Here is a 23156-nt window from a genome sequence, read left to right as displayed (position 1 = left end):
CTCCTTCATGTTGCTTAACAGACTAACGCGGCTCACCGACACTGTGAACCTCCTCGGGTAGTCTTAAGTGGTGAAGAGAATTCGTATTGCCGTCATTTACGGCGGGATTTCCGGGGAACACTCGATTTCGTGCGCCACCGCGGGCGCGGTTATGAGGGCGCTCGATCCGGATCGTTACGACGTCGTCAGCATCGGCATCCGCCGCGACGGCACTTGGGTGCCGGGGGAGACGGACCCCGAGGCGCTCGACATGTCCCGCGGGTTGACCGAGGTGGGTCCTTCCGATCGGCGCATCGTGATCCCGCCGGGGGACGGTAGCCAGTCGCTACTCGAGGTCGGGGGCGGGCAGGTGCGTGAGCTGGGCGCGGTCGACGTCGTCTTCCCCGTTCTGCACGGACCCTTCGGGGAGGACGGCACCATCCAGGGCCTGCTCGAGATGGCCGGCATCCCGTATGTGGGCTGCGGCGTATTGGCGTCGGCTGCTGGGATGGACAAGGATTTCATGAAGCAGGTGCTGATCGGGGCGGGGTTGCCGGTGGGGCCGTACGTGGCCGTCACCGCTCACCGTTGGCGTGCCGAGCGCGACGCCGTGCTCGCGGAGGTCGCGGAGCTTGAGTTCCCGGTGTATGTCAAGCCGGCGCGTGCAGGGTCCTCGCTGGGGATCTCCAAGGTGGAGCGCCTGGAGGGCGTGGCCGCCGCGGTGGAGGTGGCCCAGGCGCATGACCCGAAGGTGGTGATCGAGCAGGGGATTGCCGGGCGTGAGGTCGAGTGCGCTGTGCTCGGTGGGCGTGGGGATGAACCGGCCCGAGCCTCGGTGTTGGGCGAGGTGCTGCTTGAGGCCCCGGCCGGCGGCTTCTACGACTTCGACTCCAAATACGTTTCCACCGACGGTCTCACCATGTCGATCCCCGCCGAGCTGGATGAGGAGACCACGCGGCGCGTGGGAGAGATCGCCGTGCGGACTTTCGATGCCTTCGAGTGCGAGGGGCTCACGCGCGTGGACTTTTTCGTTGCCGGCGGCGAGCCGATCGTCAACGAGATCAACACGATGCCTGGCTTTACGCCGTTCTCCATGTATCCGGCCCTGTGGGGCCAGGCCGGGCTGTCCTATGGCGAGCTCGTCGACGAGCTCGTCGGGCTGGCCCTCGAGCGGCCGCGCGGGCTGCGCTAGCCGGGCGCTGGAACGGGCCGGACGACGGCGTCGTCGGGCATGCGTTGCGGGTGGCTGGACGGCGGGCGCGGGGCGACTGGGCGGCGTCGTGCGCTGTGAGAGAGCACACCACCAGAATAGTTGAAAGTTCGACTAGTCGATCTTAACCTGAACGTGTAACGCGAAGTTCGCGAATAACACCTACGGGAAGGTCCAACATGAAGATCGTTTACCTGGTCGGCTCCGCTTCGGCGAGCTCCATCAACCGTCAGCTTGCCAACACGCTCGTGGAACTCGCGCCGGAGGGCGTCGAGATGGTCGAGGCCGAGATCAAGGACCTGCCGCACTACAACCGTGACTACGACGCGGCCTACCCCGAGGTGGCCGTCAAGTTTAAGGAGCTGCTGGCTTCCGCCGACGGCGTCCTGTTCATCACCCCCGAGCACAACCGCATGTTCTCGGCACTGCTCCACAACGCGATCGAGTGGTCGTCGCGCCCGTGGGGGCAGTGGTCGCTAGCGGGTAAGCCCGTGGCGGTGACTGGTGCGGCGCCCTCTGGGGTTGGCACGGCGCTGGCCCAGTCGCACCTGCGCAGCACCCTGCTGTTCTTCGGCCCGAAGCTCATGACCCAGCCCGAGGCCTACATCGACGCCACCCGGACCGGCCAGCTCGAGGATGGCGTGATCACGAACGAAACCTCGCGCGAGATCATCGCGAACTTCATCGCCGCGTTTGCCCAGTTCATCGAGGATAACAAGTAGGGCCGTGGCCGTTTGCTAGGGTGAGCACATGCTCATCTCGCACACCACCGAAGACGACCTCATCTCACGCTTCCTACCCCTTCTGCCGCGCGGCGAAGGGGTAGACGTGCCTTCGGGGGACGACTGTGCCGTGCTCGCCATGGCCGGGGCGGCCGCGATCTCCACCGACATGCTCGTGGAAGGCCACCACTTCCGGCGCGACTGGTCAGGCGGGGCCGACATCGGCTTCCGGGCCGCCATGCAAAACCTCGCCGACGCCGTGGCCATGGGAGCCCGGCCCCGCACGCTTGTCATCTCGCTCGGCCTGCCCGGCTCGCTCGAGGTGGAGTGGGTGGAGGACTTTGCGCGCGGGTTGGCGGAGGCGTGTGCGCCACTGGGGGTTGGCGTGGACGGAGGAGACCTGGTGGGCTCGGAGGCGATCGTCATTGGCGTGACCGTGCTGGGCGACATGGAGGGGCGCGCGCCCCTGCGCCGCTCCGACGCCCAGATCGGGGACCGGGTGATTCACGCCGGGAACCTCGGGCACGGTGCGGCCGGGTTAGCCCTGCTCGAGGCCGGGGTGGACATCGACGCGGCGGTGGCCGGGCTCGTGGACGACTTCAAGCGGCCCAAGCCGCCGCTCGATGCCGCGCTCGCCGCGGCGATGGCCGGGGGCGTGACGGCAATGATGGACCTCTCCGATGGCCTCGTCCGCGATGCGCGGCGCCTAGCGAAGGCCTCCGGGGTGTGGATCGACTTCGACCCACGCTCACTTGAAAGGAAGCTGGGGCCGCTGGGCCGGGCAGCCGGTCGGCTCCACGCCGACCGGCGCGAATGGCTCCTCACCGGCGGGGAGGACCACGGGTTCATCGCCACGATCCGCCCCGGCGTCGCCCTGCCGGAGGGCTTCATCGACATCGGCGAGGTCATGGGCGCCTCCAACGGCGGGCGCGTGACTGTGGGCAACCGCGAAGTGGCAGGGTTTGGCGGCTGGGACCACTTCGGGGCCGGAACGGAGGAGTAGGCTAGTCGTCCTTGGCCCGGCGAGCAACCTCGGCCTGGAGAAGCCGCGCCACGGCGTCGTCAACCTTCGGCAAACGCCACCGGCACGTCTCAAGCACCTCAGGGCTGGCGAGCGCGGCCGCCACGGGGTAGCCGATGCGGCTGAGCCAGGCGACGTCGTTCTCCGAATCACCGACGCCGAGCCCGTCCTCGGCCCGCAGGCCCCGCACGGCGAGCGCCCTTTCGATCCCCTCCCACTTCGTGACCCCGGGGGCCACGATGTCGAGGAAGTTGGCATGCGAGCGCGTGGTGGTGGGGAAGCGCTTGGTGAACGCGCCGATCACGTCGTCCATGTGGTCGGGCGTGGCCGCGGCAAGCGAGACCTTGGTGGCGTGGGCGGGGGTGAACTGGTCGAGGTCGAGCACGGGCTGGCCCTCGCTCGCGTTCTCGTTGATCTCGAGCATGCCCATCGCATCCAGTGCGGCGCGGTCAGCGTAGATGCGCTCCTCGTCAAAGTAGAAGGGGACCAGGCCGTTGCCGTGGGCCATCGCCGTGACCTGCTCAACCTCCTCGACATCCATGTAATGCGCCGAGACGATATCCTTCCCGTTCCACACCACGCCGCCGCCGGCTGCGATCACCCACGCGTGAATCCCCGCCCGGCGCACCAGGTTCGCGCCCCCGTTGAGCAGGCGCCCGGTGGCCAACGCGATCGGCACGCCGGCGTCGTCAAGCGCACGCAACGCGGCGATCGTGACGTCGGAAGTGATGGAGTGCTCGTCCGTGAGCGTGCCGTCGATGTCGAAAACCGCGTGTTTGAGTGCGCCGCGGGGCCAGGGCAGGTTGTCAAAGTCGAGGACCGGGGTTCTCATTGGTACTTCCAGATTCAATCGTGTTAGCGAACAATCGTGGGACTAGTGTCCCAAAAAGCTCCACAACTCGTTTTTCAAGACAAAGTGTCCCGTAGTTGTTGTGAATAATTCTAATTCTCCTGACATCAAACATCATATGATGGTGTTAAGGAAATGGAGGCGAGGCATGGGCACACGGCAAAAACAGCAACCCGGGTGGCTGAGGCGCACCTGGCGAGCTTTCGTCTCCACATTTTCGGGCTGGAAGGGCATCGTCCTCGCCGCCCTCGTCGGTGCGGTCATTGGCGTGGGGGCGATGACGCTCCAGGCTGCCGGCTTCACCAACTATTTTGGCAACGACCCCCAGACATGCAATTCGTGCCACGCGATGAACGAACAGTACAACGCGTATGTGCGAGGAAGTCACGCCAACGTTGCCACGTGCAACGACTGTCATGCTCCGCATGAGAATCTCGTTGCCAAGTACATCAACAAGGCCGAAAACGGCTTCATGCACTCCTTGAAGTTCACCGTGGGTAACTACCCTGAGAACATCAAGATTCGCCCACACAATCAAGAAGTCGTGGAACACGCCTGCCGCTATTGCCATGCGGATCTTGTGGACCAGGTTAACCACGGCTTCCTCGAAAGAAATGAAGAAATGTCGTGCGTCAAGTGCCACGACGGCGTTGGACACGCGAGGTGAGAATAGTGAGAACGAGGAATTCGAAGTAGTTCCCCCCCCCGATGGTGCTGGTGCATCGACCGCGACGAAGAAGACGTGGCCCGCCGTCGTCGTCCTCGTCGTGGTAGCCCTTGCCGCCGCGTTCATCACGTGGCTGTTCATGGACATTATGGACAAGAAGCAAGAGGCTGCCCATCCGTGGTCGCCCGTGGCGGAGATTACCGACACCACGTTTGATCCCGCAGTGTGGGGAGAAAACTGGCCCAAGCAATACGAAGGCTATATGGCGACGTCGGAGATGGATCCGAACAATAAGGTGGCCAACACCGATCCGTCCGTCCCCGAAGACACACGCGAATTTAAGACGCGTTCCAAGCTCGCCATCGAACCGCGTCTTGTGTCCATCTGGAAGGGCTATGCCTTCTCGGTCGAGTACAACGAGCCGCGCGGACACGCCTACATGCTCGACGACCAGAAGTACGTCAAGCGCATGACTGACTTCAACCAGCCCGGCGCCTGCCTTAACTGCCATTCCTCGGTCCCGGAGGTCGTTAACGCCCTTAATCCTGACGATCCGGCAGATGGCTGGGCACAGATGAACAAGCTTCCCTACTCGGAGGTCGTGCAACACGCGGGTGGCCCGATTGGCTGTATCGACTGTCACGATCCGGCGACCATGAAGCTGCGTGTCACCCGCCCCGCGTTCATTGAAGGCATCCGCGCAGTCAAGGCGTTGGAGGGCATCGAGGATTACGACGTCAACCGAGATGCCACCAACCAGGAAATGCGGAGCTTCGTGTGTGGACAGTGCCATGTGGAGTACTACTTCAAGGGCGAGGGGAAGACCCTCACCTTCCCCTGGACGAAGGGTCTGACCGTCGATGACGCCATCGCGTACTACGACGAGATCGGCTTCTCCGACTTCGAACATGCCACGACGGGAGCCAAAGTCATCAAGGCTCAGCACCCGGACTTCGAAACCTGGTCACAGGGCATCCACGCCGACAACGGCGTGACCTGCGCGGACTGCCATATGCCCTACAAGCGTGACGGCGCCGCGAAGATCAGCGATCACCAGGTGCGCTCGCCGATGCTAGACAACGCCTCCATCAACGCGGCGTGCCTGACCTGCCACCACTCTTCCGAAGACGAGATGCGTGGCCGTGTTGAGACAATCCAGAACCGATGGGGCGATGCTAAGGATGTTGCCTTCACTGCCGTGCAGGGCCTGCTTGATGACCTGGAGCAGATGAAGGGATCCGTTGATCAGGCCACCTTGGAAAAGGCCTATGACTTCCAGCGCAAGGCGCAGTTCATGGTTGACTACTCCGTCTCCGAGAACTCTCGAGGGTTCCATGCGCCAGGGTATTCACTGGCGGTGCTCAACGCCGCTACCGACTACGCCCGCGCCGGCCAGCTAGCACTCAGGGGTGTCGACGTTGACATCCAGCGCACCCCGGATAGCTATGACATCAAGCCGGTCGACCGGCCCGGCCCCAAGTAAAGAACCAGTAGCCGAAGGTCCCGATAGTGGTGCGGCGTCCCAGGGCGCCGCACCACACCATTGAGAAGAGTGAGCATGCCGCCATCAGGTCCCAAGGACGATCTCCCCCACGAAGAGACGGGCGATCCCGACGTCGTCGATGCCGACGTGGTCGATATTGACACGTACGAGGAGGACGACGGAAGTGATTCCCCGCCCAAGCCGGTTCGGGCCAAGGCGGCGCCTACCTCCCGCCCAGGGACCTCGCCGGCTGCGGGAGAGAAGAAAACAATCAACAAGCTCACGTTCGTGTTGACGGTTCTGCTGGCGATCGCCGTCGTGATCATTGTTCGGCAGGCCGGGCTGGGCCCGTCGGCGAATGACAACCCGACCCTTCCCGCGAACCACCCGGATATTTCTCAGATGGACATGGGCCAGATGGCGACCCTTGATGAAGAAAAGGTCGCCGAGCTTAACCAGAAGATCGAGGATAATCCGCAGGATGTGGATACCCTCAAGGAGTTGGGCAAGATCTACGTGGACGCCCGTCAGTACCAGAACGCGCTCGATGCCCTCAACAAAGCGATCGAAGTAGCCCCCGATGATATGGAAAGCCACCTCATGGCTGGCGTGTGCAAGTACTCGCTCAACAACTTCGAAGGCGCGAAGGAGAGCTGGATGAAGGCCACTGAACTCGATCCGACGAAGGCCGAGCCGTGGTTCAACCTTGGATTTGTTTATCTCATGGAGGAGCCCGTCGACGAGGCTGAGCTGACGCGCGTGTGGGACAAGGTCCTCGAACTGGCGCCCGACTCTGACATGGCCGCCGACATCATGAAGTACCGCGAGAGCGCCGAGACAAATGGAGATTAGTGTCCTCCTTTCCTTCGCGGCTGGGATCATCGCCTTCGCCTCACCCTGTTTCCTCCCGGTCGTGCCGGTCTTCGTCGGCCAGATCGTTGGGGGAGATCCGGGAGAGGTCTCACGTAGCCGCGCCGGATGGCACGCCGTGGCGTTTATGGTGGGGTTCTCGGTCATTTTTATGACGATCTGGCTGTCCATCGCGGCGGTAGGGAACGTCCTCGGACAGTACTCGAACGTCCTTCGGATCGGCGGCGGCGCGATCCTGATCGTTATGGGCCTGCACATGGCTCGCCTTATCTCAATTCCCGTACTCGACCAACTGATCCGCGGGGATCTCAAGGGACCGGCGGGGATTCGCAACGGCACGGCCCGCTCAGCTCTCATGGGCGTGGTTTTTGGTGCGGGCTGGACCCCGTGCATCGGCCCGATCCTTGGCGGCATCCTTGCCCTTGCTGTTCAAAGTGAGACGGCATGGCAAGGTGCCCTCATGATGGCAGTTTTTTGCCTTGGCTTGGGGCTTCCGATCGTGGCCGTGGCCATCGGCGCGGTTGACCTTCACAAACGCTTCGGATTCTTTCGTCGTAACCATAGGCTGGTGGAGCTTCTCGCCGGCACTCTGCTCATTGTTATGGGCTTCCTCATGATCACCAACCTGTTCGCACGCCTGGCCACGCTGGTTCCGGCCTTGCTGTAGGAGGAGAAGAAGTGTCTGATCAAAACACGGCCACCCACGAACCTGAGCAGGTGGATGCTCTCGACGGCGCCCGCATCTCTGGCGCCGAGGTGTGGCGTACTATTTATGCCCTCTTCTACAACAAGAAGATCGGTCTACTTCTCATCCTGATCGTGACGATCCTCAGCCTGATCGGTGTAGTCTTCCCGCAGGCCAACTCGTACGTCGTGGCCGATGAGGCGGCGTGGGAGGATTTCCTCACGAACCTGACACCGGTATACGGCGGGTGGACGAGAATTCTGGCGGCGATCGGTTTCTTCAACATGTTCTCCTCATGGCTGTTCAGGATCATGATGATCCTGCTGTGCCTGAGTATCATCGGTTGCACCACTCACCGCATTCCGCTTCTGTACCGCACGGCATACAAGCCGCGTAAGCGGGCGAGTGAGAACTTCTTCAACACGGCCCGCTTCCGCTACAGCGCAAGGCTGAGCGCGGACGCGGAGACAACCACGGATGCGCTGCTGGCTACGGCCAAGAGGCGCCACATGCGCGTGATCGCCGACGACGCCCAGCGCGAGTTCTTCTATCTCGATCGCTTCCACTGGGCGCCCTTTGGAACCGCGCTTTCCCACCTAGCGTTCATACTTATCATCATCGGCTTCCTCGTCACCCAGAGCATGGGCTTTCGTAACGACTTCTTCCTCGTCACTGTGGGGGAGACCCAGGAAGTCGGCTACAACACGGGCCTGAGCGCCAAGGTCGTCTCGTTCCAGGATGCCTACAACGAAGACGGCCGTCCGCTCGACTACGTCTCCCACGTCATCCTCTACAAGGACGGGCAGACCGTGGCCGATCAGAACGTCCGCGTGAACTCGCCGCTGTCCTATGACGGCGTCATGTTCCATCAAGCCTCCTTCGGTATGTCCGCTGTGGTTTCGATTTCGGGGAATGCGGGCGAACTCCGCTCCGGGGGCGTGCCATTGCGCTACACGACCAGTGACGGGGCCTACAGCTACGGCGTCGTTGAGTTGGAGGACCCGGCCCTCGAGGTCTTCGTCATCACCTCAGCGTCCGGACGCACAAACCCGGATCTCGCGCCTGGCCAGGCGCGCATTGAGGTCTACGAGTCTGGCTCGCAGGAGACGATGGATATGAAGGTGGTGGACCAAGGCCAGCCCGCCACAGTCGCCGGCCTTGACATCACATTCGAACGCGAGGCTCAGTACGCCGGCCTCATCGTCCGAAGTGACCCGGGCGCGTGGGTGGTCTGGCTTGGTAGCGCGTTGCTTATTATTGGATCAATCATGACCATGGCACTACGTCACCAGCGCATGTGGGCGTGGGTGACCGCCACCGACGATGGCTCCGTCCTCCGACTGGCCTCGCACGACAAGCGTGACCTCGGGTTCTCGCGCTATTTCCATGGATTCGGTACCGAGATCACCGAACGCATCACACAAGGAAAGGAACTCTAATGCTTGAGTTTTCCCAGATTCTCCTTTTCGCAAGCACGCTAATTGTTGCGCTTGCCTTCGGAATCTACGTCATGGCTACTTTCGTTGCGCGCAATATGAGTTCGGCCAAGCAGTCTGCGACTGTGGCTGCGCCGACATCCGCTTCGGCCGTCGTCGTGGAATCGAACGTCACCAGCACCGAGACCCAGGTCCAACCCATGCAGGCCAGGGGGCTTCCGCGCATGGGCAACCTGCTCGAAAAGCTAGCCTTCCTCACCCTCACTGCCTCGGTCATTGTGCGCTACATCGCCACCGGTGAACCTCCGCTGGCCAACCAATACGAGTTCGCCACAGCCTTCGTATGGGGAATGCTTGCCTTCCAGATCTACTTCGAGCACCGCTACCGTATCCGCACGCTAGCGTTGTTCACGTTACCGGTCATTCTTGGCATGCTCATTTACGTGACCTCGTTGGACTTCGCCAAGGAGCCTCTCATGCCGGCACTCCAGAATAGTCCGCTACTGACCCTGCACGTGTTCACCGCTGCGCTGTCCTACGGCGCGGCAGTCATCGGATTCGGCGCCGCGATCATGTATCTGCTCGCACCGAAGGTCACCTGGCGCGGTTGGCCGAGGCCGGAGATCCTCGAGGAGCTCGGCTACAAATCGGTGGTCTTCGCCTTCCCGCTGTTGACCATCATGATCGTACTGGGAGCCATATGGGGCAACATCGCGTGGGGCCGTTACTGGGGATGGGATCCGAAGGAAACCTCGGCGCTAGTAACGTGGTTGATCTATGGCGCCTACGTCCATGCCCGTGTGGTTCGCGGCTGGCGCGGACGGAAGTCCGCATGGCTCCTAGTTCTGGGCTTTAGTGCCGTCCTGTTCACATTCTTCGGTAACCTGTGGTTTGATAGCCTGCACTCCTACGCTTAGATCTGCTACAAGGGAGAAATGTGAGTACGACTGATTGGCGCACCGGTATTCGCGAGTCGAAATACGGCACGATGATGGTGCTGATAGTGACGACGCTACTTGTTTTGGCGGGCGCATGGATCGTCTCCGGTTCGAGCTTTGGCGAGAGCTTGCTCGGCAAGGATGACACCCCTGCGGGTAGTGGCAAGGTCAGCCAGGTCGATGTCGACAGTGCACAACCCGCGCCAACGGTTGGCGAGCCCGCCCCAGCTTTTACCGCAGTCGACGTCGCAGGCAACGAGGTTTCCCTCGAGGCGCTGCATGGCAAGCCGGTGTGGCTGCTATTCGCGGCGACCTGGTGTCAGGGTTGCCGCGCGGAGATGCCCGATGTGCAGGCCGTTGCTGACGCGCGCGACGACGTCGAAGTTGTGGTCGCGTTCGTGGGCGAGCAAGACAACACCGTGAGCGGCTATCTTTCGCGTGCGGGATATGACTTCGCCGCAGTGGCCGACGAGTCAAACGATCTTTCGCGCGCATACGGGGTTCTTGGCATGCCGGCTCACTTCCTGATCGACGCCGAGGGCAACGTGGCGAACTATCGTGTGGGCGTGCTGTCGGAAGACTCGATCGAGGAGTTCCTCTCCGCCGCAAAATAAGGAGCGGGGCCACGGTGTGCTGCTTGGGAGTAGAGGACAACCCGATAGACGCAACGGTAATCCCGTAGATTCTCGCCAAGAACCGACAGAATGATGCGACATCTGGTGGCTTAACGTAACAGCTATGAGGCCGGAGCACTCATGTGGGGCTCATGCACCGGCATAAGGCTCGCAAGCGCGGGCATAAAAAATGAGGCGGGATCTCCCGCCTCATTTGCATCTAAGAGCTAGATGTTGCGCGTCACCTTGCCGGCCTTGAGGCAGCTGGTGCACACGTTCAGACGCTTCGGCGTCCCATTGACGAGAGCCCGAATGCGCTGGATGTTCGGGTTCCAACGACGGTTGGTGCGCACGTGGGAGTGCGACACAGACTTACCGAAACCAGGGCCCTTGCCGCAGACTTCACATACAGAGGCCACGGTTATCTCCTTCGTTTGGGTTGAGAGCGCGCTCTCGCGCTCCTTGAAGCAACTTAAAGATGATAGCCGACGACGCATGCAAATTCCAACGTACCGGGCCAGTGGGATTGCGCACGTCTACCGCGGCTCGGCCGGAACGGCCGAGCCGCCATTCGTTCGCAGCTGCACGGTAACCTAGTAGCTGGAGGAAAGATGTCGGATCGAATGGCTGCTACCACGGCGGAGTCGTGGACGGCTCTCACGCGCCCGCTCGAGCGGGTCTTAGGTGCGCGCACCGGCGCAGCGTTTTCCAAAATGGGCCTGCACACGGTGGGCGACCTCCTAGATCACATTCCCTTCCGCCTGGCCCGGCGCGGCGAGCTCCTGCCGATTGAGGCGGTGCAAGAGGGAGAAGCGGTGACGGTGGTGGCCCGGATCGTCGATTCCCAGGTCCGGCCCATGCACTCCCGGCGCGGCTACATCTTATCCGTGGTGATTTCCGACGGGCGCCACACTCTTAACCTCACCTTCTTTGCCAAGTCCTCCCGTCCGCTGCACTTTCACGCCGCCAAGCTGCGCCCCGGCACGCTCGCCACCTTTTCCGGCACGATCACCTCCTACCGCGGCCAGCTCCAGCTTTCCCACCCGGAGTATGAGGTGGTGGAGGACGAGGCGGAGGTCGATCCGGCAAAGATTGCTCAGCCGATCCCGATCTACCACGCTGCCGCAAAGCTGCCCTCGTGGAAGATCGCCAAGGCCGTGGATGTCACGCTTGCCTCGCTGACCCCGAGCGACGTGCCCGATCCCCTCCCTGAAGACTACCTTGCCGATCACTCGCTGCCTGGCCGCTTCGAGGCGCTGCGCGCGGCTCACCAGCCGACCAGCGAGGAGGAGTGGCACAGCGCCATCCCGCGGTTCAAGCACGAGGAGGCCTTCGTGCTCCAGGCGTTGCTCGCCCAGCGGGCGGTCGACGCCGCCGCACACCCGGCGCCCGCGATGGCGCCCCGCGAGGGTGGCATCCTCGCGGCATTCGACGCCCGCCTTCCCTTCGATCTGACCGCCGGCCAGCGCGCGGTAGGTCAGGAGCTGGCCGCCGAGCTCGCCACCGCCAGCCCGATGCGCCGCCTTTTGCAGGGCGACGTCGGATCGGGCAAGACTGTCGTCGCCTTGCGTGCCATGATCCAGGCGGTCGACGCCGGGCGTCAGGCCGTCCTCGTGGCACCCACCGAGGTGCTCGCCGCCCAGCACTACGCCTCCTTTCAGTCGATGCTGGGGGAGCTGGGGATGGCCGGCCAGCTCGGAGCGGCCGCGCAGGCCACGTCGATTGAGCTACTGACGGGCTCGTTGCCCGCGGCGAAGAAACGCGCAACGCTCGCCGCGATCGCCTCGGGCGCGGCTGGGATCGTGGTTGGCACCCACGCCCTGTTTGAGGACATGGTCCAGATCCCGTTCCTCGGCCTCGTGGTGATCGATGAGCAGCACCGCTTCGGGGTGGATCAGCGCGACCGCCTCGCCGCCGGTGCCCACCTCCTCGTCATGACGGCCACGCCGATACCGCGAACGATCGCGATGACTTCCTTCGGGGAGCTGCAGGTCTCGACCCTGCGCGAGCAGCCCGAGGGGCGCCGAGCGATCGCCACGAACCTGGTCCCGGCCATGAACGAACGCTGGGTGGAACGGGTCTGGGAGCGGGCCCGTGAGGAGATCGACGCCGGCGGCCGGGTCTACGTCGTCTGCCCGCGAATCTCCGCCACGGCCGAGGAGGAGGCGCCGGGCGACGCCGGCCCCGATGCCCTCGCCAACTTGGGCGAGCAGCTCGCCATCGACGACTTCGAGCCCGCCTCGGTCGAATCGGTCCTCGCCCAGGTGCGCGCCAAGCCGGTGCTCGCGGGGGTTGAGATTGGTGCGGTTCACGGCCGCATGGATGCCGAGGACAAGGCCCGAGCGATGGACGACTTCGCCTCCGGCCGCGCGCCCCTGCTCGTGTCCACCACGGTGATTGAGGTGGGCGTGGACGTGCCGCAGGCCACGATGATGGTGATTCTCGACGCCGAACGCTTCGGCCTGTCCCAGCTCCACCAGTTGCGCGGGCGCGTGGGGCGCGGCCAGAGGGAGTCGATCTGCCTGGCGGTCCACCACGCACTGGACGGCACGGTGGCCTTCGAGCGCCTGGCTGCCTTCGCCTCCACCACCGACGGCTTCGCCCTGGCGGAGAAGGACCTCGAACTGCGCAGCGAGGGGAACGTGTTGGGGGCGGCGCAAAGCGGGCGGTCGTCGTCGCTGAAATACGTGCGCGTGCGCACGGACGAAGAGCTCATCGGGGTAGCACGAGCCGCGGCCCGCGCGCTCGTGACGGCCGACGCCACGCTCGCCGACCACCCCGCCCTGCGTGCCGCGATCGAGGCGGCTAGCTCCGATTCCACCGACTACCTGGAGAAGATATGACCAGAATCGTGGCAGGCACCGCCGGCGGGCGCAACCTGCAGGTGCCCAAGTCCGGAACGCGCCCCACGTCGGAGCGCGTGCGGGAGGCGATGTTTTCCCGCCTCGAGCACTACGGCTACATCGAGGGCTGCGCCGTGCTCGATCTGTACGCGGGCTCGGCGGCACTCGGGCTCGAGGCGAAGTCCCGCGGGGCGCGCAGCGTGGTGAGCGTGGAGGCCAGCCGGCAGGCGGCCGGCGTGGCGCGCGCCAACGCGAAGGCGACGGGGCTGGAGATCGACGTCGTGCCCATGAAGGCCGAAACGTACCTCGCCACCGAGCCCTCCGAACGCTTCGACCTGGCGTTCCTCGACCCGCCTTATGACATCGGGGAGGGGGCCCTCGCGCTCGTGCTTGAGCTCCTCGTGCCGCACCTGGCCGCGGACGCGATGGTGGTGGTCGAGCGCTCGAAGCACTCCCCGGAGCCGGCCTGGCCCGAGGGCCTCGAGCTCGACGACGACCGCACGTGGGGCGACACCCGCGTCTGGTCCGCAGTGATGGCGGGGGAGGGTAGACTGGAGCCATGACACTAGCGGTTTGCCCGGGATCCTTCGATCCGCTCACTCTTGGCCACATTGACGTGATTGAGAGGGCGCGGGGGATGTTTGACGAGGTCGTGGTGGCCGTGAGTCATAACGCGAAGAAGACCTACCTGTTCAGCCTCGACGAGCGCGTGGAGCTGGCGCGTGAGGCGCTCGCCGGCGTCGGCGGGGTGCGGGTGGAGGCGGCCACCGGGCTGATTGCGGACTTTGCGCGCGAGCGCAGGGCGGCGGCGATCGTCAAGGGCCTGCGCGGGGCGGCGGATTACGACGCCGAACAGGCCATGGCGCTGCTCAACCGGCACCTGTCCCACATTGAGACCGTGTTTGTTATGGGCGATCCGGCGCTGAGCCACATAGCATCTTCCTTCGTTAAGGAAATAGCCTCTTACGGGGGTACAATCGACGATCTGGTGACGCCGAATGTTGCGCGTGCACTGAGGAAGGTCAATTCATGAACGAACAAGGCGAATCGCTGCTCGAGATCCTGGACGAGCTGGTGGAGATTGTGTCCCACGCGAAGTCTTTGCCGATGTCGGCGTCGGTGATGGTCAACCGCTCAGAGTTGCTGGACCTGCTGGAGACGGCGCGGGAGATCGTGCCCGATCAGATCGTCGCGGCGGACGAGGTGTTGCAGGAGGCGTCGGCGGTGTCGGAGTCGGCGCGTCAGGATGCGGATGCGATCCGCGAGCGCGCCGAACAGGACGCGGCCACGATCGTGGCGGAGGCCCGCGAGCAGGCCTCGCGCCTGGTGGCCCAGGATCAGATCACGATCGCGGCGAAGTCGCAGGCCACCCGCATTCTGGACGAGGCGCAGACGAAGGCCGAGCACATGAAGCGCGGCGCGGACGATTATGCGGCCACCACGCTTGACCAGCTGTCGGAGGAGCTCGGCGGTCTGCTCGAGCAGATCGCGGCCGGCCGCGCCCACCTGGCCAACCGCCTGGAGGATGAGTGATGACCAGCCCGTACGTCGTCTCGATCATTGACCTGCCGCGGGCGGAGGGCGCCCAGCGCGAGCTCAGCACCGAGCTGCCGGCGCCGGCCGAGTGCGGCATCCCGATGGTCCGCGTGGTGGAGGGCGACCCGATTGACCTCGATATCACGCTGCAGTCCGTCTCCGAGGGCGTGCTCGTGCAGGGCATGGTCAGCGCCACCGCGCACGGCCAATGCGCCCGGTGCCTGACCGACATCACACTCGACCTGCATGAACCAGTGGCCGAACTCGTCTTCTATCCCGAAAGCCAAAAGGCCCTCCTCGACGAGGGGGACGAAGAGGCTAAGGACATGCCGATCGTCGCCGACGACACGATCGACATGGAACCCATCGTCCGCGACGCGCTCGTGCTCGCCATGCCTCTCATCCCGCTGTGCCGCCCCGACTGCGAAGGCCTGTGCCCCGAGTGCGGCGAGCGCTGGGAGGACCTGCCCGACGGCCACGCCCACGAGTTCCTCGACCCGCGCTTCTCCGCCCTCGACGCGCTCGCGGCCCAACTTTCTCAGGAGGCCGACGACACCGACGTGTCCGACGACGCCCGCCCGGCCGGCGCCGGTGCCGGGCCTGCGGACGCGACCGGCCTCGACGGCGTCGTTGAGGACCCCCGTGCATAAGCCAATCACGCAGCGGGAGGTGGAGGCGTGGGGCGCCACGATTGATCCGCGCTACGTGGAGCCGGCGCTGACGCACCGGTCTTGGGCGTACGAGAACGGCGGCGAGCACTCGGAGCGCCTGGAGTTTCTGGGCGATTCGATCCTGGGCGCGGTGGTGACCAGCTACATTTTTGCCACGTACCCGGACATGAACGAGGGCGGGATGTCGAAGATTAAGGCGGCCGCGGTCTCGGAGCGCTCGCTGGCGGAGATCGCCCGGCGGCTGGGCCTGGGCGCGTTTATTCGGCTCGGGCACGGCGAGGAGAAGTCGGGCGGGCGGGATAAGGAATCGATCCTGGCCGACACGGTGGAGGCCCTCATCGGCGGCACGTTCCTTACGCACGGCGTGGAGGTGACGAACGAGGTTGTGCTGCGCCACCTGGTTCCGCAGGTGGAGGCCGCGCAGAAGATGGGTCCGGCCCTCGATTGGCGCACGGCGTTCGAGGAGAAGGCCCGCGAGCAGGGGATCACCGGCAACCTCAGCTACGAGGTGGAGGGCGAGGGCCCGGACCACGCGCGCGTGTATACAGCCGCGGTGATCGTCGACGGGGTCAAGCGCGGGGAGGGTACGGCCACCTCGCAAAAGCAGGCCAAGCTGGAGGCCTGCAAGGCCGCCTACTACGCGCTCGGCTAGCCCGCGCCTAGCACGATGCCCGAGCTTCCCGAAGTTGAAACCATCCGCCTGGGCCTTGAGCCCATCGCGGTGGGTGCGACGGTCGTGGGCGTGGAGGTGCTGAGCCCGCGGGCAGTGCGCCGTGCGCCGGAGGGCCTGGAACCGCTGGTCGGGCGGCGAATCGAGGCGGTGGCCCGACGCGGCAAGTACCTGTGGCTCGACGCCTCCGGCCTGGCCCTCGTCGCACACCTGGGCATGTCGGGCCAGTTCCGCGTGGGCGGGGCGGACAACCCGCACCGGCGCGCCTCGCTCTTTTTTGACGGCGGCGTCCGGCTCGACTTCGTAGACCAGCGCACGTTTGGCCACCTCATGCCCGATGTGTACGTCCCCACCGGTGACAGCGCGCCTGCCGGCCGGGGGAGCGCCGATACGCTCATCCCGCGATCCGTGGCCCACATCGGCCGCGACCCACTCGACCCGGCCTTCGACCTCGAGGCCGTCATCCGCCGCGCCCACGCCAAAGACTCCGAGATCAAGCGCATCCTGCTCGACCAGTCGGTTGCCTCCGGGGTGGGTAACATCTACGCCGACGAGGCGCTGTTTGCCGCCCGTGTTCACCCGCGCCGACTGGCCAGCCGCATGTCGCTGGCGAAGATCCGCGAGGTTTACCTGGCGGCGGCCGACGTCATGGCCCGGGCGGTGGAGGTGGGCGGCACGTCGTTCGATACCCTCTACGTCAACGTGGACGGCGCGGCCGGCTATTTCGACCGGGCGCTTAACGTTTACGGGCGCGGCGGGATGCCGTGCCCGGCGTGCGGAACTGCGCTGAGGCGCGAGCCGTTCATGGGCCGTTCCTCGCACTTTTGCCCCGCCTGCCAGCGCGCCCGGCACGTGCGGCCCCTGAAGAGGAAGCGTCTCGTCGAAAAGTAGGGCGATATCTGGCTAAGATGGCGGGGTGAGCACTACAGATATTTCCGTGATGATTATCGACGACCACGAGGTGGTCCGCCGCGGCATCGCTGAGGTGGTCGATCGCGCCGACGGGCTCGCCGTCGTGGCCGAGGCCGGCTCGGTGGCGGAGGCCGTGCGCCGCGCCACGCTGATGACGCCCCAGGTGGCGCTGGTGGACCTGCGCCTGCCCGACGGCACCGGCATCGATATCATCCGCGAATTTCGTGAGGTCGTCCCGAACACGAAGTCGATCGTCCTGACCTCGTTTGATGATGACGACGCGCTCGCCGAGGCGCTTGACGCCGGCGCGAAGGCCTACCTGCTGAAGTCGGTGCGTGGGGCGGAGATCACGGAGGTTATCAAGGCGGTGGCGGCCGGCCGCGTGCTGCTCGACGAGCGGACGGTGACCCGGCGCCGCGCCGACCATGCCGACCCCACTGCACACCTGACACCCTCCGAGCGCAAGGTGCTCGACCTCATCGGCGACGGCCTGTCAAACCGCGAAATCGGCGACAAGCTGGGGGTGGCCGAGAAAACGGTGAAGAACCACATCACCTCTCTCCTGTCGAAGATGGGCATGCAGCGCCGCACGCAGGTGGCGGCGTGGGTGGCCGGCCAGCGTGCCATGGGCTGGCGCAACCAGAACGGCTAATTAGCGCAACTGGGCCCTCCACACGAGAAGGGTGCCGCTGTGCCCGTCCCCACGCGGTTCGATGGAGAACGAGCCTTGGTGGCGGCGCGCCCGGGCGGCCAGGTTGGACAGGCCGGAGCGGCGGGCCAGGCTTTGTTCGATGCCGGCGCCATCGTCGAGCACGCGTATCACGATCTCGTCTGGCGTGGCATCCACGGTGACCGACACGGAGGAGGCCTTGGCATGCCGGGCGGCGTTGGACAGGCCTTCGCGGACCACAGCCACAACATCGTCGGAGATGTCGGAGCCCACCGCGTCGTCGATGAGGTGGTAGTCGGTTTCGGCGACGTCGGCGCCGTTCCAGGTGAGGAGGAGCGAGGGTGCGAAGCCGAGCGACTGGCGGGCCACGGAGGCTTCGTGCTGGAGGCGGGAGACGATCGCGGCGGACGATCCCTCGTCGCGTAGCGAGTGGACGATCTGGCGGATTTGCTTGACTGAGTCGTCGATGGCGGAGATCGCGGCATCGAGCGCTCCGGTCACGCGTTCGCCCAGCCCGCGCGAGCTCATCTCCTCGCGGATCGCGGTGATGTGCATGCCGGAGGCGAAGAGTTGCTGGATGGCGAGGTCGTGCAGGTCGCGTGAGATGCGAGCGCGCTCGTCGAGCTCGGCGGCCATCGCCTGGGCCTGGCGGGCTTCGGCTAGCCTGATCGCGATCGTGGCCTGCTTGGCGACCGACTCGGCCATCGTGAGGTCGTGCAGGTTGAACTCGCCGGTGTTGGGGTAGCGCAGTAGCAGGATGACGCCCAGGCCCATGCCCTGGGAGATGAGCGGACTATAGAGCGCGGAGCCGAACTGGCGCAGCTCGGGCACGCGGATCGTGCGCACGCGCTGCATGGAATCCACCACCACGCCCGACTGCTCGCGGATGACCGTGCGCGCCCGGCCCTCCTTGGGGAAGGGCAGTCCGACGAGTTCGTGGACGCGGGCCGGGTCGTCGGCGTCGACGATCTCGGAGATCCAGGAATCTTGGATGGAGGGCAGGATGATCATGGCGACGTCGGCGCGGGCGGCGATGCGCATTTCGTGGGCGATGACCTCGAGTGCCTCGTCCTCGTCCGTGCCTTCGAGCAGGGAGGACACGATGTGCTGGGAGGCGGTGAGCCACCGGGCGCGGTTCTGCGACTCGGCATACAGCAACGAGTTGACCACGGAGATCTCGGTGGCCTTGACCAGTAGGTGGACGAGTTCGCCGTCGTCGTCGGTAAAGGGGCTGGCCTTGTCCGAGAGGTAGAGGCGGCCCCACACCTGCTCGTTGACCGTGATAGCCACGCCCAGGAAGTTCTTCATCGCCGGGTGGTTCGGCGGGAGGGTGCCGGCGGCGTAGGCGGAGATGTCGTTGATGATGAGGTAGGAGTCGAGTGGGATGTCGTTGAACACGCCGTGGTCGATGGGCGGGTCTTCGATCACCACTTCGGGCCCGCGTGGCATACCTTGCTGGATGAACTGGATGGTGTCGCCGTGGGAGTCGAGCACGCTGACGGCCCCGAATTCGGCGCCCGTGAGCTCGCACGCGGTCTGGACGAGGGCGCGCGAGACCTCGGTGCGGTCCAGCGAGCGAGCGATCGTGAGGATGTGGCGCGAAAACTCAGAAATCTGCTCTGAGGCCTGCATTGGCTTCCTTCCCGGCTTGGGGCTTTGGAAATACTCTACCTATTCCTGGGCGAGTGACCACTCGTAGTCGGGCATCTGGGCAGCGAGCTCGGCGTGGGTTCCGCGCGCGACGACGCCGACCTGGCCGCTCTCGCTACCATCGCCCCCGACGCGTCCGAGCATGATGACCTCGTCCGCGGCGTCGAGTGGGGTGAGGCGGTGGGTGACGAGCACGACGCCGCGGCGCGCGTTGCGTACGGCGAGCAGGTCGCGGATGAGCTCGTCGGCGGTGGCGGGGTCGAGGTGTTCGCCGGGTTCGTCGAGGAGCATGAAGGTGGCCGAGCCGGCGAGTGCGCGGGCGAGGAGGAGGCGGCGGCGCTCGCCGCCGGAGATGGACGTGGCGTTGGAGCCGAGCAAGGTGTCGACGCCGTCCGGCAACTGGGCGAGCCACTCGGCCAGGCCTGCCTGGGCCAGCAGACTCTCGGCTTCGTCGGGAGTGACGCTCGCGCGGGCCACGCGCAGGTTTTCGAGCACGGAGGTTTCGAAGATGTGGGCGTCCTCGGCGGTTAGCGACAGCTGGGTGGAGATCTCGGTGCGGTCGATGCGCCAGGCGTCGCGCCCGGAAAGTGTGACCGCGCCGCCCTGCGGGGCGAGCATGCCGGCTAGCGTGTAGAGGAGCGTGGACTTGCCGATCCCGGAGGGGCCGACGATCGCGATGGTCTTGCCCGGGGTGAGCTCGAGATCGATCGGCCCGGCGATGGTGGGCCCGCCTGGCCAGCCGATGCGCAGGCCGCGGGCGATGAGCCCCGAGCCGTCGCCTGGCCGCTCGTCGGGTTCGGGCTTGGCGTGGGATTCGGCGGCGTCCAGCAGGTCGACGATCCGTTTCGCCGCCGACGCCGATCGCACCAGTTGTGTGGCGGCATCCCCAAGCCGGGCGGTCGCCTCGAAGGCGGACAGCGGCACGAGCGTGCAGACCACCAGCTCGATTCCGGTCAGGTCGCCGGCCGCCATCTGGAACGTGCCGACGAGGAGGGCGGCGACGACTGCGAGGCCCATGGCGAGCGTGTCGAGCGCATGGGAGAGGGCTGCTGGGCGGGCAGAGGAGTCGCGGTGGGAGGCGATGCGAGCCTCAGTTTGGGCCAGCTGTTCCTCCATCTGGGCCATGCGCCCGGAAATGCGCAGGTCGGAGGCCGATTCGAGCATGGTGAGAGCCTGGGCGTTGAGCTCGGCGCGGTGGCGGATCTGCGCCTCCTGGTCCGCGCGGGCGCCGCGGGCCGCAATCGAGGGGGCCACAACGCCGGAGAGCAGCAGGCAGGCGAGCAGGACGAGCGCGATGAGCGGGGAGAGGAAGCCGACAATCGCCAATGACAGCACGGAGACGACGATCGCCACCGCCGCCGGCAGCATCGACTTGATGACCACGTTGCCGATCTCGTCCACGTCCGCACCCGTGCGGGCCAGCAGGTCGCCGCGCTTGACGGAGGTGACCACGTCGGTGGTCGAGCCTGCCATCGTCGAATACACGCGCGAGCGCAGGTTCGCCATGCCGTAGAGGGCCACCCAGTGGGAGGCGATGCGCTCGAGGTAGCGGAAGATCGCCTTGCCCACGCCGAATAGGCGCACGGCCGTAGACGCCACCGACAGGTCGAGCACCGGGGGCAGTTCGGCCGCGCGGGCGATGAGCCACGCCGACGTGGCGCCAAGCGACACGCCCGAGCCGATCGCGCCTGAACCCGCGGCAACGGACCATGCGAAGGTCTTCTTGTTGTAGTCGAGCATGCCGATCGCGCGGCGAAGCGCCTTGCGCTCATCCCTATCGATCATCGCTGGCCTCCTTCTGCGGCGTTCGCGGGGTGCTGTCCGACCCCGCGGCGGTGGAGCCCGCGCCGGGCGCGCCGGTACTCGTGCGGTGGCCGGAGGGATCGGCGTCGCGCCAATGGCGCGGGATGGCGTAGTCGGCTCGTTGAGCTCGGACGTACGCGGCGTACTCGGCCGACTCGCGCAGGGCGGCGGACTCGCGGACTTCGGCGCTGATGTCGCGCGTGGAGGCGACGACGTCGATCACGTGGTCGGCCAGCTCGGTGATGGCCTGGCGGTGGGCGATGACAATAACGGTGTGCCCGGCGGCCTTGAGGGAGGTGACGACGTTTGAGACGTATTCCTCGCTCATCGCGTCGAGGTGGGCGGAGGGCTCGTCGAGAATGATGATCTTGCGCGAGGAGGTCAGCGCCCGGGTGAGGGCCAGGCGCTGGCGCTGGCCCACCGACAGGCCGGTGCCGCCGTGTCCCAGGACTGTCTGCCAGCCGCCCGAGAGTGTGGCGACGACGTCGTCGAAACCGGTAAGCGTTGCGGCCTCGGTGGCGATCCCGCCCACGTTCTCAGCCACGGTGCCGGGCACGATGACGGGACGCTGGGGCACCCAGGAGATGTGGGCCCACCAGGCTTCGCGGTCGATGTCGGAAAGCGGCGTGCCACCCACGGTGACACGGCCGGCGTCGGGAGAAAGCAGGCCGAGAAGGACGTTCACGGCCGTCGTCTTACCCGAACCTGAGGGACCGCGCAGCACCGTGATCTCGCCGGGCTGGATCGTGCAGCTGAGCTCTGCCGGCGCCACGGTGGCGCGGCCGGGGGCGAAGACGGAGACGCCCTCGAAGCGGATCTCGGCCCTCTCGAGGTCGGGCACGGGCGCGGTGCCGGCGTGCTCAGAAAGCGGCAGGTCGAGGATCGTGAACGCGCCTTCGGCAGCGGTCACGCCGTTGGCCGAGGCGTGGAACTGGGTGCCCACCTCACGTAGGGGCTTGAGGATTTCCGGGGTGAGCATGATCGCGATGAGGCCAATCTGGAGCGGCACCGAGCCGTCTACCATCCGCAGGCCGATGTTGACGGCCACGAGCGCGGTGGTGAGCGTGGTGAGGAACTCGAGGGCGGCGCCGGAGAGGAAGGCCACGTACAGGGTCTGCATCGTCTTTTCAGCGAAGCGGTTGCCGAGCGACTTCACGCGCTTTTCCGGCCCGTGCTCGCGGCCGAGGCCCTTGATTGTGGCCAAGCCAGCGAGGAGGTCGAGCAGCTGGGAGGACAGGTCCTGCATGGCGGCCAGGCGCTCGTTCGAATAGCGCGAGGTCATCTTGCCGATGAGGATCATGAAGACCGGCACCAGCGGAATGCAAAAGACCACGAAGAGGGCCGAGATCCAGTCGAAGTAGAACAGGAGGACAATGAGCGCCGGCATGGCCGTGACTGACAGAAAGAGCTGGGGGAGGAACTGGACGAAGTAGGCCTCCAGGTCGTCCAGGCCGCGCGTGACCAGCGTGACCGTGTCTGTGGTGTTGCCGCTGAGCCACCTGTCCCCAAGGGAGGCCGCCTTACGTAGCACCTTCCCACGCAGGTCCGCGATCACGTTCACGGCCGAGCGGTGCCCGTACGCGTCACGCACGTACGCCAGCGCGAAGCGCGCCACGACGACGACGCCGAGCCACGCCACCCGCCCCAGCACGCCGGCGGGGGTAGCCGTCCCGTAGAACACGGGGGAGACGGCGTAGGCGATGAGCACGATCTGGGCCGCGATGAGGGCCGCGTCGATCACGCCGAGGGCCACGAGGAAGGCGATGTACCTCTTGGTCTGGCCGGCGTAGGTGAGCAGGCGTGGGTCGAGTGGTTTCACGGAACCTCCATTTCAGATCAAGTCTAGATTCTGTGCCGGGCTAATGCGAAAGCTGGTGCGCGCCTGGCGTTGCGGTGAAGGTGGGCCGGGCGGGTGCAGATACGGCG

Annotated in this window: 23 protein-coding genes; 18 read left to right on the top strand and 5 right to left on the bottom strand. The window is 65.6% G+C overall.

All coding sequences use genetic code 11. The features are described from left to right. Positions 1–70 precede the first annotated feature (70 nt). The 3 genes from HMPREF3174_RS07735 (at position 71) to thiL (ending at position 2914) form a co-directional block, all read left to right on the top strand. Positions 71–1171, top strand: coding sequence for a D-alanine--D-alanine ligase family protein (locus HMPREF3174_RS07735; protein ID WP_062613724.1), 1101 nt, complete (start codon positions 71–73; stop codon positions 1169–1171). Between the two features lie 197 nt (positions 1172–1368). Continuing rightward, entirely contained in the window at positions 1369–1911 is a 543-nt protein-coding gene (locus HMPREF3174_RS07730; protein ID WP_068539169.1) for an NADPH-dependent FMN reductase, read from the top strand. Positions 1912–1939: 28 nt separating this feature from the next. Beyond that, positions 1940–2914: a thiamine-phosphate kinase gene (gene thiL / locus HMPREF3174_RS07725; RefSeq protein WP_068539167.1), complete on the top strand. Its 975-nt coding sequence runs from the start codon at positions 1940–1942 to the stop codon at positions 2912–2914. Between the two features lies 1 nt (position 2915). Here thiL and HMPREF3174_RS07720 read toward each other — a convergent pair whose 3' ends face one another. Then, positions 2916–3764 carry an HAD-IIB family hydrolase gene (locus tag HMPREF3174_RS07720; RefSeq protein ID WP_068539165.1) on the bottom strand — a complete coding sequence of 283 codons (849 nt, stop codon included), beginning with the start codon at positions 3762–3764 and terminating at the stop codon, positions 2916–2918. Positions 3765–3930: 166 nt separating this feature from the next. Between HMPREF3174_RS07720 and nrfH the strand changes: the two genes are divergently transcribed. From nrfH to HMPREF3174_RS07685, 7 genes are all read left to right on the top strand, one after another. After that, entirely contained in the window at positions 3931–4449 is a 519-nt protein-coding gene (gene nrfH, locus HMPREF3174_RS07715) for a cytochrome c nitrite reductase small subunit (protein WP_070446517.1), read from the top strand. Between the two features lie 148 nt (positions 4450–4597). Then, a complete protein-coding gene (locus HMPREF3174_RS07710) occupies positions 4598–5932 on the top strand; it encodes an ammonia-forming cytochrome c nitrite reductase subunit c552 (RefSeq protein ID WP_246783081.1) in 1335 nt (444 codons plus the stop codon). A 75-nt stretch (positions 5933–6007) separates the two neighbouring features. Then, positions 6008–6784 (top strand): tetratricopeptide repeat protein, encoded by a 777-nt coding sequence (locus tag HMPREF3174_RS07705; protein WP_070448326.1) that lies wholly within the window; start codon positions 6008–6010, stop codon positions 6782–6784. Beyond that, positions 6774–7469, top strand: a complete 696-nt coding sequence (locus HMPREF3174_RS07700; RefSeq protein ID WP_062613730.1) for a cytochrome c biogenesis CcdA family protein — start codon at positions 6774–6776, stop codon at positions 7467–7469. Before HMPREF3174_RS07705 ends, HMPREF3174_RS07700 begins: the two co-directional genes overlap by 11 nt. An 11-nt stretch (positions 7470–7480) precedes the next feature. Then, a complete protein-coding gene (locus HMPREF3174_RS07695; protein WP_062613731.1) occupies positions 7481–8926 on the top strand; it encodes a cytochrome c biogenesis ResB family protein in 1446 nt (481 codons plus the stop codon). Beyond that, positions 8926–9840 (top strand): cytochrome c biogenesis protein CcsA, encoded by a 915-nt coding sequence (ccsA, locus tag HMPREF3174_RS07690; protein WP_062613732.1) that lies wholly within the window; start codon positions 8926–8928, stop codon positions 9838–9840. Before HMPREF3174_RS07695 ends, ccsA begins: the two co-directional genes overlap by 1 nt. Before the next feature lie 20 nt (positions 9841–9860). Further along, a complete protein-coding gene (locus tag HMPREF3174_RS07685) occupies positions 9861–10475 on the top strand; it encodes a TlpA family protein disulfide reductase (protein ID WP_148132203.1) in 615 nt (204 codons plus the stop codon). 227 nt (positions 10476–10702) lie between these two features. Here HMPREF3174_RS07685 and rpmB read toward each other — a convergent pair whose 3' ends face one another. Beyond that, the gene (gene rpmB, locus HMPREF3174_RS07680) at positions 10703–10894 is read right to left on the bottom strand and encodes a 50S ribosomal protein L28 (RefSeq protein WP_062613734.1); all 192 of its coding nucleotides are present in this window, start codon (positions 10892–10894) and stop codon (positions 10703–10705) included. 192 nt (positions 10895–11086) lie between these two features. Between rpmB and HMPREF3174_RS07675 the strand changes: the two genes are divergently transcribed. Genes HMPREF3174_RS07675 through HMPREF3174_RS07640 form a run of 8 tightly spaced genes read left to right on the top strand, consistent with a single transcriptional unit; the run spans position 11087 to position 17759 of the window. Beyond that, positions 11087–13318 (top strand): ATP-dependent DNA helicase RecG, encoded by a 2232-nt coding sequence (locus tag HMPREF3174_RS07675; RefSeq protein ID WP_148132202.1) that lies wholly within the window; start codon positions 11087–11089, stop codon positions 13316–13318. Beyond that, a complete protein-coding gene (locus tag HMPREF3174_RS07670; protein ID WP_062613736.1) occupies positions 13315–13881 on the top strand; it encodes an RsmD family RNA methyltransferase in 567 nt (188 codons plus the stop codon). The genes HMPREF3174_RS07675 and HMPREF3174_RS07670 overlap by 4 nt, the downstream gene beginning before the upstream one ends. After that, a complete protein-coding gene (gene coaD, locus HMPREF3174_RS07665; protein WP_062613737.1) occupies positions 13878–14351 on the top strand; it encodes a pantetheine-phosphate adenylyltransferase in 474 nt (157 codons plus the stop codon). The genes HMPREF3174_RS07670 and coaD overlap by 4 nt, the downstream gene beginning before the upstream one ends. Further along, positions 14348–14851, top strand: a complete 504-nt coding sequence (locus HMPREF3174_RS07660) for a hypothetical protein (protein ID WP_062613738.1) — start codon at positions 14348–14350, stop codon at positions 14849–14851. Before coaD ends, HMPREF3174_RS07660 begins: the two co-directional genes overlap by 4 nt. Next, positions 14851–15504: a YceD family protein gene (locus HMPREF3174_RS07655; RefSeq protein WP_062613739.1), complete on the top strand. Its 654-nt coding sequence runs from the start codon at positions 14851–14853 to the stop codon at positions 15502–15504. The genes HMPREF3174_RS07660 and HMPREF3174_RS07655 overlap by 1 nt, the downstream gene beginning before the upstream one ends. After that, positions 15497–16177: a ribonuclease III gene (gene rnc, locus HMPREF3174_RS07650; protein ID WP_148132201.1), complete on the top strand. Its 681-nt coding sequence runs from the start codon at positions 15497–15499 to the stop codon at positions 16175–16177. The genes HMPREF3174_RS07655 and rnc overlap by 8 nt, the downstream gene beginning before the upstream one ends. Positions 16178–16192: 15 nt before the next feature. Next, a complete protein-coding gene (gene mutM, locus HMPREF3174_RS07645; protein ID WP_062613740.1) occupies positions 16193–17086 on the top strand; it encodes a bifunctional DNA-formamidopyrimidine glycosylase/DNA-(apurinic or apyrimidinic site) lyase in 894 nt (297 codons plus the stop codon). Positions 17087–17135: 49 nt separating this feature from the next. Then, positions 17136–17759 carry a response regulator gene (locus HMPREF3174_RS07640; RefSeq protein ID WP_062613741.1) on the top strand — a complete coding sequence of 208 codons (624 nt, stop codon included), beginning with the start codon at positions 17136–17138 and terminating at the stop codon, positions 17757–17759. Here the strand turns inward: HMPREF3174_RS07640 and HMPREF3174_RS07635 are convergent, their stop codons facing one another. From HMPREF3174_RS07635 to cydD, 3 genes are read right to left on the bottom strand one after another with little or no spacing between them, the layout of a single operon-like run. Then, the gene (locus HMPREF3174_RS07635) at positions 17760–19409 is read right to left on the bottom strand and encodes a GAF domain-containing sensor histidine kinase (protein ID WP_070448323.1); all 1650 of its coding nucleotides are present in this window, start codon (positions 19407–19409) and stop codon (positions 17760–17762) included. 39 nt (positions 19410–19448) lie between these two features. Continuing rightward, the gene (gene cydC, locus HMPREF3174_RS07630; protein WP_070448322.1) at positions 19449–21212 is read right to left on the bottom strand and encodes a thiol reductant ABC exporter subunit CydC; all 1764 of its coding nucleotides are present in this window, start codon (positions 21210–21212) and stop codon (positions 19449–19451) included. After that, positions 21202–23049, bottom strand: a complete 1848-nt coding sequence (gene cydD, locus HMPREF3174_RS07625) for a thiol reductant ABC exporter subunit CydD (RefSeq protein ID WP_070448321.1) — start codon at positions 23047–23049, stop codon at positions 21202–21204. The genes cydC and cydD overlap by 11 nt, the downstream gene beginning before the upstream one ends. Positions 23050–23156: the final 107 nt, after the last annotated feature.

The sequence above is a fragment of the Trueperella sp. HMSC08H06 genome (assembly GCF_001808465.1).
GTDB classification, from domain to species: Bacteria; Actinomycetota; Actinomycetes; order Actinomycetales; family Actinomycetaceae; genus Trueperella; species Trueperella bernardiae.
The sequence above is the reverse complement of the archived record's forward strand: the minus strand, read 5'-3'. Positions and strand labels throughout refer to the sequence as shown.

Excerpts from the sequence above, each read along its gene's own strand:
- HMPREF3174_RS07730 (WP_068539169.1), top strand. The coding sequence starts at position 1,369 with ATGAAGATCGTTTACCTGGTCGGCTCCGCTTCGGCGAGCTCCATCAAC.
- thiL (WP_068539167.1), top strand. The coding sequence starts at position 1,940 with ATGCTCATCTCGCACACCACCGAAGACGACCTCATCTCACGCTTCCTA.
- HMPREF3174_RS07720 (WP_068539165.1), bottom strand. The coding sequence starts at position 3,764 with ATGAGAACCCCGGTCCTCGACTTTGACAACCTGCCCTGGCCCCGCGGC.
- nrfH (WP_070446517.1), top strand. The coding sequence starts at position 3,931 with ATGGGCACACGGCAAAAACAGCAACCCGGGTGGCTGAGGCGCACCTGG.
- HMPREF3174_RS07710 (WP_246783081.1), top strand. The coding sequence starts at position 4,598 with ATGGACAAGAAGCAAGAGGCTGCCCATCCGTGGTCGCCCGTGGCGGAG.
- HMPREF3174_RS07705 (WP_070448326.1), top strand. The coding sequence starts at position 6,008 with ATGCCGCCATCAGGTCCCAAGGACGATCTCCCCCACGAAGAGACGGGC.
- HMPREF3174_RS07700 (WP_062613730.1), top strand. The coding sequence starts at position 6,774 with ATGGAGATTAGTGTCCTCCTTTCCTTCGCGGCTGGGATCATCGCCTTC.
- ccsA (WP_062613732.1), top strand. The coding sequence starts at position 8,926 with ATGCTTGAGTTTTCCCAGATTCTCCTTTTCGCAAGCACGCTAATTGTT.
- HMPREF3174_RS07675 (WP_148132202.1), top strand. The coding sequence starts at position 11,087 with ATGTCGGATCGAATGGCTGCTACCACGGCGGAGTCGTGGACGGCTCTC.
- HMPREF3174_RS07670 (WP_062613736.1), top strand. The coding sequence starts at position 13,315 with ATGACCAGAATCGTGGCAGGCACCGCCGGCGGGCGCAACCTGCAGGTG.
- coaD (WP_062613737.1), top strand. The coding sequence starts at position 13,878 with ATGACACTAGCGGTTTGCCCGGGATCCTTCGATCCGCTCACTCTTGGC.
- HMPREF3174_RS07660 (WP_062613738.1), top strand. The coding sequence starts at position 14,348 with ATGAACGAACAAGGCGAATCGCTGCTCGAGATCCTGGACGAGCTGGTG.
- HMPREF3174_RS07655 (WP_062613739.1), top strand. The coding sequence starts at position 14,851 with ATGACCAGCCCGTACGTCGTCTCGATCATTGACCTGCCGCGGGCGGAG.
- mutM (WP_062613740.1), top strand. The coding sequence starts at position 16,193 with ATGCCCGAGCTTCCCGAAGTTGAAACCATCCGCCTGGGCCTTGAGCCC.
- HMPREF3174_RS07640 (WP_062613741.1), top strand. The coding sequence starts at position 17,136 with ATGATTATCGACGACCACGAGGTGGTCCGCCGCGGCATCGCTGAGGTG.
- HMPREF3174_RS07635 (WP_070448323.1), bottom strand. The coding sequence starts at position 19,409 with ATGCAGGCCTCAGAGCAGATTTCTGAGTTTTCGCGCCACATCCTCACG.
- cydC (WP_070448322.1), bottom strand. The coding sequence starts at position 21,212 with ATGATCGATAGGGATGAGCGCAAGGCGCTTCGCCGCGCGATCGGCATG.